The following is a 7,536-nucleotide window of genomic DNA, read 5'->3' as shown; positions in this document are numbered from 1 at the left end:
TTTTTTAGATGTATCCTCAAGCTTGGATTTATTTATTGTGGAAGAATCTATATATTCATCTGATATTTCCATAGCATATTTATCATGATGAATATGCTTGCGATTTTTTAATTCATCGTCGTTACGTAGCACTAGCCTCTTCATATAAATATGGAAGAAAACTTCTGTTCCACCAATAATTAAAGCGGCTATAAATGAAGAAAGTCCAATGTTACGAGTAGCATCTAAATTAGTAAACAAGGATGTTAGTAACCAAGTTCCGAAAAAGCTTAAGCCGAAATCTGCCATTGTAGCAATCATATTTCCGTATTTAGGTAAAATGAAGAGGTCTCCGATTAAATAGGCAGCTCCCGTAAGAAAAAGAGAAATTAGTAATACTCTAGGAATTGAAATGCCTTGAAAGATACTGAGCATGATTAGCAATACTGCAGTTATCGCTGTGTATTTAATTAATAAGGCAACAATATGTTTCATCATTTTCCTCCATTGTTTAAACGTATATGAAATACAATATTTCATTAAAAACGGATTATGCTTTTATATAGCGTAACCCGTTTTAATCACCCCTTAATGGTAAGAAGTACAACCTGGGTAAGAAGCAGGCTTATACTATGGATAGTATTTGCGGAATATCGAGCTTTATTCATAAAGGGTAGTTCCATTCTTATAATAGAGATGTTGCCTAAGTACAGTGTTTTTTCATATTAAACTTAATATTCGTTGGTGTTTTGATTCATTAATATAAAAATAAACAAAGTATTTCCGCATTTAATGCATCTTTTTATTTATATATTTTCCGTAATCAGGTACAGCAATTTTATCAAATTCTTGAACGAGTGTTTTGAGGCTTGTTGATAGCAATTCACCTGACATTGGTATCCCATGTCCAGTAATAGCGACTAGAGGCTTTAATTCTTCTAATTTAATGACTGATTCTTTAGCTGCTTTCCAATCTGTTGTTAAATAACGAGGGGGTCCGCTTATTTCCTGTTCTTGAGTTATTACTTTATACAGATACTCCTGTTTCACTGTAACAAAAGCGTCCCCAGCAATTAAAGTTCGGTCTTTCTCTCTGAATAATGAAATATGCCCAGGAGTATGCCCTGATGTATGAATCCATCTAAACTCTGGCATATGGGGAACAGTTCCATCGGTAGGTAGTGCTTTTACGCTATTTCCTAAATCAATCGGTTCATTAGGGAACAGGGGAGACATTTTCGCTACCATACCACCTTCAACTGTAGGGTCTGGTTCTGGATAGCTTTGTTGTCCAGTCAAAAACGGTATCTCCATTTGATGGGCATAGACTGGAACATCCCAATATTTAATGAGTTCAATTATTCCTCCAACATGATCAAAATGCCCATGAGTTAAAATAATTGCTTTTGGGCGACTATTGGTACCAAATCGATCTTCAGCGATAGAGATAATTTCATTTGCACATTTAGGCATTCCAGCATCAACTAAAACAAAATCATTGGTCTGAGGATTTCCAACAAAGCATATATTGACGATTTGAATCGTGTAACAAAATAAATCAGGTAATACTTCGAGGCCATGACCACTTTCAATTGAAGTTGCTGGAATAAACTTATAATCACTTCCATAATTCATCTCATTGTCCACTTTTTATCCCCCTTACTATATGTTCATACGACATTATAGTTCCCTAATTTCTCAAATCCATTTTGGAGGATTTGAGAAAAGAATGAGTGGGGGGATTAAAAAAGCAATAATTTACTCCTAGAATTAAGATGGAGACATATCAATTTATATAAAGTGCAAACAAAAAATATTGATTGTAAAGTCGTAGTTTCTACTATTATTTTGAGTTTAAGTGTATATCTTTTAAGAGGATATACCAAGTTCTTTTATTTTGATAATTACTTGAAACTTGAATAGGGAAAACATGATCAAGCCCCCATTCTAATTCGTTTATTTCATTTTCAAGTCCTGTTGGATAGAGTAAAAGAATCTTAAAATTATTTTTAACAATATTTGATAAAACGGTTTGTAATTCTAGTGCTTCAGTCAAGTTTCCGCCCCATCTAACAAATAAAATGGATTGTGAATGATGAATTTTTTCGTAAAAGTTATCAATTCTTCGATCTAATTTTTGTTTAAAATCATGGTATGTGATGAACCAATCTTCATTTGGAATAACAGGGAAATCATGATAAGATGTTACGTTATATTTTGTGTCTTTTATAATATGAGAAAAAACAGGTTGTATCACACCATCATTAAACACAATATTTTGTTCCTGCATTGCGTGCATGTTTTTTAAATCCATAAAGTCTATAAAATTATTTTTCAATAATGTGTTGATAGAAGAAAGATTCGGTGATTCAAACCAATCTAGAGGACCTGAATATTTCCGCAGCCTATATTTTTTTAGATGAATAGCGGTATAACAATTTTCCCCTAAACTAATAACATCATCATAAATTCCTTGAAGTTTTTTCATTTCCAATACAATCATCCTTTTTTTGGAAAGTGGGAGAACTAATTCATTATAAATAATATATGTATGTATAAAACCTCCTGTGAAAAGGCTCACAGGAGGTTAAACTAAAGCGTATTTCGAGTTATATACTATTTGTCGAGGTAAGAATTGTGTGTGATAATTAATGGCGTTTTATAAAAAAGGAGAAAAACAGAAGTACATTGAAGTTAGTTGTGAATAAATTATAATTTAAAATTGAGCGGAAATAAGGAGCCCCAGTTACTTCATTATGCAACTGGGGCATTTTTTAATCTCTTCCTAACTTAATTATATCATGTAAATCAAGTTCGAAATAGACTGTTTCTTCTCATTTACTACTGTTACAATCAAGTACACATGCAAAGTAAGGAGAGATGTTACATGAGTTCTTTCGTTCTCGATTTTCAGGAAATAGAAAAAACGCAGCTTTTTCTCGTCGGTGGAAAAGGATTGAATTTAGGGGAGTTAACAAACATTCAAGGTATACAAGTACCCGAAGGTTTTTGTGTTACAACGGTAGGATATGAAAAGGCTATCGAGCAAAATGAAGAGCTTCAAACTTTGTTGCAGCAGCTAACAAAGTTGAAAATGGAAGAGCGTGCTCAAATTGGTGAAATGAGTAAGAAGATTAGAGAAGTCATTATGGCAGTAGAAATCCCTACTGATGTAGTGGAAGCAGTAGCTCATTATCTCTCGCGTTTTGGAAATGAACATGCGTATGCCGTGCGTTCGAGTGCTACGGCTGAAGATTTACCGTATGCTTCATTTGCAGGTCAACAAGATACGTATTTAAATATTATCGGAGAAGAAGCGATTTTACAGCATGTAAGAAAGTGCTGGGCGTCTTTATTTACAGAGCGAGCAGTTACGTACCGCATGCAAAATGGTTTTGAACATAATCAAGTTTCTATATGTGTTGTCATTCAAAAAATGGTTTTCCCTGAGGCTTCAGGGATTTTATTTACTGCGGATCCGATTACTTCGAATAGGAAGGTGTTGTCAATCGATGCCAGCTTTGGACTTGGCGAGGCGCTAGTATCTGGATTGGTTTCTGCCGATAATTATAAGGTAAAAGAAGATGAAATCGTCGAAAAGGTCATCGCAACGAAAAAATTAGCCATCTATGGACGAAAAGAAGGCGGAACAGAGAGAAAGAAAATTGCTCCTAATCAGCAAAAAGTTCAAACACTTACTGAACAACAGATTTTACAACTAGCAAGTATCGGAAGACAGATTGAAGCTTATTTTGGTTGTCCGCAAGATATTGAATGGTGTTTAGCCCATAATACATTTTATATTGTCCAAAGTCGCCCCATTACGACTTTATATCCAATTCCTGAAGAAAATGATGGGGGAAATCATGTATATATATCAGTTGGCCATCAACAAATGATGACTGATGCGATGAAACCACTTGGGTTATCTTTTTTCCTGTTAACGACTAATGCTCCTATGCGTAAAGCGGGAGGACGGCTGTTTGTTGATGCTACGCAACAATTAGCTTCACCTGCTAGCAGAAATTACTTAATAAACACTTTAGGAAAATCAGATCCACTCGTAAGAGATGCATTAACGACTATAATCGAGCGAGATAATTTTATTAAATTATTACCAGATGATGAAAAAGGGAAGAGTGTTGGTAAAAGTGTGCCACCTGCAAATTCTCAACCGGAAATTGAAAATGATCCGGCAATCGTTACAAATTTAATACAGAATAGTCAAGCATCACTTGAAGAGTTAAAACAAAATATGCAACTGAAATCAGGAGTGGACGTACTTGATTTTATTTTGGAAGATATTCAGCAATTAAAGAAAGTATTGTTTAACCCGCAAAGTATCGCTGTCATTATGGCTGGTATGAATGCTTCAACATGGATAAATGAAAAGATGGAGCAATGGCTAGGCGAAAAAAATGCAGCAGACACGCTTTCTCAATCCGTACAAAATAATATTACATCTGAAATGGGTTTAGCATTAATGGATGTCGCTGATGTGATTCGGCCGTACGAAGAAGTTATTACGTATTTACAACATGTAGAAGATGATAGCTTTTTAAATGAACTAGTTCAGTTTAAAGGTGGAGAAGAAGCTCGAGATGCTATTCTAACTTTTCTAAATAAATACGGAATGAGATGTAGCGGAGAAATAGATATTACGAAAACGCGCTGGAGTGAAAAGCCAACTACAATTATCCCGATGATTTTAAATAATATAAGAGATTTTGAATATGGTGCGAGTAAGCGGAAATTTGAAGAAGGACTGCAAGAAGCTTTGAAAAAAGAAGAAGAGTTAGTAGATCGATTACAGCACTTATCGGGTGGAAAACAAAAAGTAGAAGAAACGAAGCGAATGATTCGTAATATCCGTAATTTTATCGGCTATCGTGAATATCCAAAATACGGTATGATTAATCGTTATTTCATATATAAGCAAGCGTTACTGAAAGAAGCTGAGAAACTTGTGCAGAGCGGTGTCATTCGTGAAGTGGATGATATATACTATTTAACTTTTGAAGAACTTCACGAAGTAGTCTGCACGAATAAACTAGATTACGAACTGATACAAAAACAAAAAAATGATTACAAATTATATGAAAAACTAACGCCTCCTCGTATAATGACGTCCGATGGAGAAATCATTACAGGTAAATATAAACGAGAAAACCTCCCAGCTGACGCGATTGTAGGTCTGCCTGTTTCGTCTGGAGTAGTTGAGGGGAGAGCTCGCGTTATTTTAAACATGGAAGAAGCGAATTTAGAAGAGGGTGATATATTAGTTACAGCTTTTACTGATCCGGGCTGGACACCATTGTTTGTGTCTATAAAAGGGTTAGTCACTGAAGTTGGCGGACTTATGACCCACGGAGCAGTAATTGCACGTGAATATGGATTACCGGCAGTTGTTGGAGTAGAGAATGCTACGAAATTAATAAAAGACGGACAACGAATTCGGGTACATGGAACAGAAGGGTATATTGAAGTGTTGTAATGAAATAAAAGAACATCCGCTATTATAGTGGATGTTCTTTTATTATATAGCTGACTTATTTCTTTAAGCCAGCCGCATAAAAAGGTCCATGAACTGCGATTGTTGATAAAAAGTGAGCAATCTCCTCAGGTGTTTCTTTTTGTCCATTATTTAACCATTGCTGGATGACACCTATATGTGCAGATGCCATATAAGAAGTTAAGTATTCGCTTGGAACAAGTAAATTCTCTTTATTAATGAGAGGACCATTCGTATCTTCAAATAATGTTTTCCACATAAAGTCTTTCAGTTTTGTTTGGAAAGATAAATCTCCTTTCGGACTTAGTACAGCTTTCATAAAATCACTATTTTCATTTAGAAATTCAAGAATAGAAGTGATAAGTATAAATGGCATTGTTGGAGAAGGATTTGATCCAAGGTCAGCAATAACTTCAGGGAATTTCTGTTTTGCAATGTTAGAAAACTCGTACATAATGTCTTCTTGGCATTTTGTCATTAAATCAAATTTATCTTGATAATGCGTATAGAAAGTACCGCGATTAATGTTTGCTTTCGTTGTAATATCTTTCACTGTAATGGCGTCAAAACCTTTTTCTTCAATTAGCTCCACCAATGCATTTCGTATAGCAGTTTTCGTACGAACAACACGTAAATCTAAATTACTATCGCGCAAAGCATGTCCCTCCTTAATTTTACACAACACATTTAGAAAATGTGTCTTATAACCAACACATTCACGATTTTTGATTATTGTATAAGGTTCAACTTGAACATATAATTCAAAATAATAATAAACAACACGTTGTTTATTATTATAAATCAAATTAAAGGAGGAGAAAAGAAAATGTTTAAAAATAAACTTTTATTGTTATCACCAGTTCTTGCACTACTTGTTGTTTTTATTTTTTCATTAACATTATTTCCAACTGTTCAACCGCAGCCGAAAAACTTGCCAATTGCAATTGTAAATGAGGATCAAGGTGTAGAAATTCCAAATCAATCGAAAATGAATATGGGGCAAACAATTGTTGATACGGTGAAAAAATCATCGAAATCAGATGAAGAACCTGCGGTAAAGTGGGTAGAAGTGAAGAATAAGGAAGCAGTTCAAAAAGGTTTAAATAACCAAGAGTATTATGCAGCGTTAGTCATTCCGAAAGACTTTAGCACAAAACAAGCATCATTACGAACGCCACAGCCATCTTCTCCAGAGATAGAAATATTTATAAATCAAGGAATGAATACAGCAGCATCAACTATGGCTGGGCAAATGTTAAATGTAATCGTTGATAATATGAACAATACTGTTCGCGCGCAAGTATTAGAAGGATATAAGGAAAAAGGAGGTACATTAACAACAGATCAAGCTGCGAAATTAGTAACACCTATTGTAAAGAACGTGAAAAATATGAATGAGGTCGGCAAAAATAGTGCGAACGGTAACTCACCAATATCATTGTTCCAGCCGTTATGGATTGCAAGTTTAGCTAGTGCAGCGATTATTTTTATTGCGATTAGTAAAATGCCAGTAAGCTCAAGAAAAGAAAACTTTCTGTTAAAAGTAAACCAAATCGTAACAGGAGCTATTGCGACACTTGTAATTGGATTTGGTCTTACATGGATTGCGGATGGGATGGTAGGGTTAAATATTTCGAACTTCACGGATACAGCTCTATTCTTATCCATTACTTCTTTTAGTTTCTTCTTAATGATATTTGCGGTACTTTCATTGGTTGGGCTAAAAGGAATCGGTTTATTCGCTTTATTACTATTCTTCGGGGCGCCGTTACTATCATTAGCACCTGAGATGTTGTCTCCGTTTTATCAAGACTGGGTTTACTCATGGTTACCAATGAAATTTATGATTGAAGGCCTAAGAGAAATCTTCTTCTTCGGAAAAGGGTTAAGTTGGAATACTCCTGTTACTGTACTCGTTTGGATTGGTATAGTAAGTATGGTTACTATATTAGCAACTGCATTCAAACGTAGTGTAGTAAAAGGGCATAAAACAGAATTGAACGCTTAAAAAAAGCCGTTCTACTAATTAGTAGAACGGACGTTTT

General features: G+C 34.8%; 6 protein-coding genes. 2 read left to right on the top strand and 4 right to left on the bottom strand.

Annotated elements, in window-relative coordinates; genetic code table 11:
- The 3 genes from HMPREF1014_RS15490 to HMPREF1014_RS15480 all read right to left on the bottom strand — a co-directional run.
- Positions 1 to 474: YndM family protein (locus HMPREF1014_RS15490; protein ID WP_000680669.1), on the bottom strand; the 474-nt coding region annotated here is incomplete at its 3' end.
- Positions 475 to 768: 294 nt separating this feature from the next.
- Positions 769 to 1,626 carry an MBL fold metallo-hydrolase gene (locus HMPREF1014_RS15485; protein ID WP_000368293.1) on the bottom strand — a complete coding sequence of 286 codons (858 nt, stop codon included), beginning with the start codon at positions 1,624 to 1,626 and terminating at the stop codon, positions 769 to 771.
- A 196-nt stretch (positions 1,627 to 1,822) separates the two neighbouring features.
- On the bottom strand, positions 1,823 to 2,482 hold the full coding sequence (locus HMPREF1014_RS15480) for a DUF1796 family putative cysteine peptidase (RefSeq protein WP_003301681.1): 660 nt from the start codon (positions 2,480 to 2,482) through the stop codon (positions 1,823 to 1,825).
- 384 nt (positions 2,483 to 2,866) lie between these two features.
- Between HMPREF1014_RS15480 and ppsA the strand changes: the two genes are divergently transcribed.
- Positions 2,867 to 5,473 carry a phosphoenolpyruvate synthase gene (gene ppsA / locus HMPREF1014_RS15475; protein WP_000094189.1) on the top strand — a complete coding sequence of 869 codons (2,607 nt, stop codon included), beginning with the start codon at positions 2,867 to 2,869 and terminating at the stop codon, positions 5,471 to 5,473.
- Positions 5,474 to 5,528: 55 nt separating this feature from the next.
- Here the strand turns inward: ppsA and HMPREF1014_RS15470 are convergent, their stop codons facing one another.
- On the bottom strand, positions 5,529 to 6,146 hold the full coding sequence (locus HMPREF1014_RS15470; RefSeq protein WP_001205698.1) for a TetR/AcrR family transcriptional regulator: 618 nt from the start codon (positions 6,144 to 6,146) through the stop codon (positions 5,529 to 5,531).
- A 171-nt stretch (positions 6,147 to 6,317) separates the two neighbouring features.
- Here HMPREF1014_RS15470 and HMPREF1014_RS15465 point away from each other — a divergent pair, with 171 nt between their 5' ends.
- Complete coding sequence (locus HMPREF1014_RS15465; protein WP_000475878.1) at positions 6,318 to 7,499, top strand: YhgE/Pip domain-containing protein; 1,182 nt, start codon at positions 6,318 to 6,320, stop codon at positions 7,497 to 7,499.
- The last annotated feature ends 37 nt before the right edge of the window (positions 7,500 to 7,536 follow it).

Source organism: Bacillus sp. 7_6_55CFAA_CT2, from assembly GCF_000238655.1.
Taxonomy (GTDB): Bacteria; Bacillota; Bacilli; order Bacillales; family Bacillaceae_G; genus Bacillus_A; species Bacillus_A cereus.
This window is presented reverse-complemented; position numbering and strand designations above follow the sequence as displayed.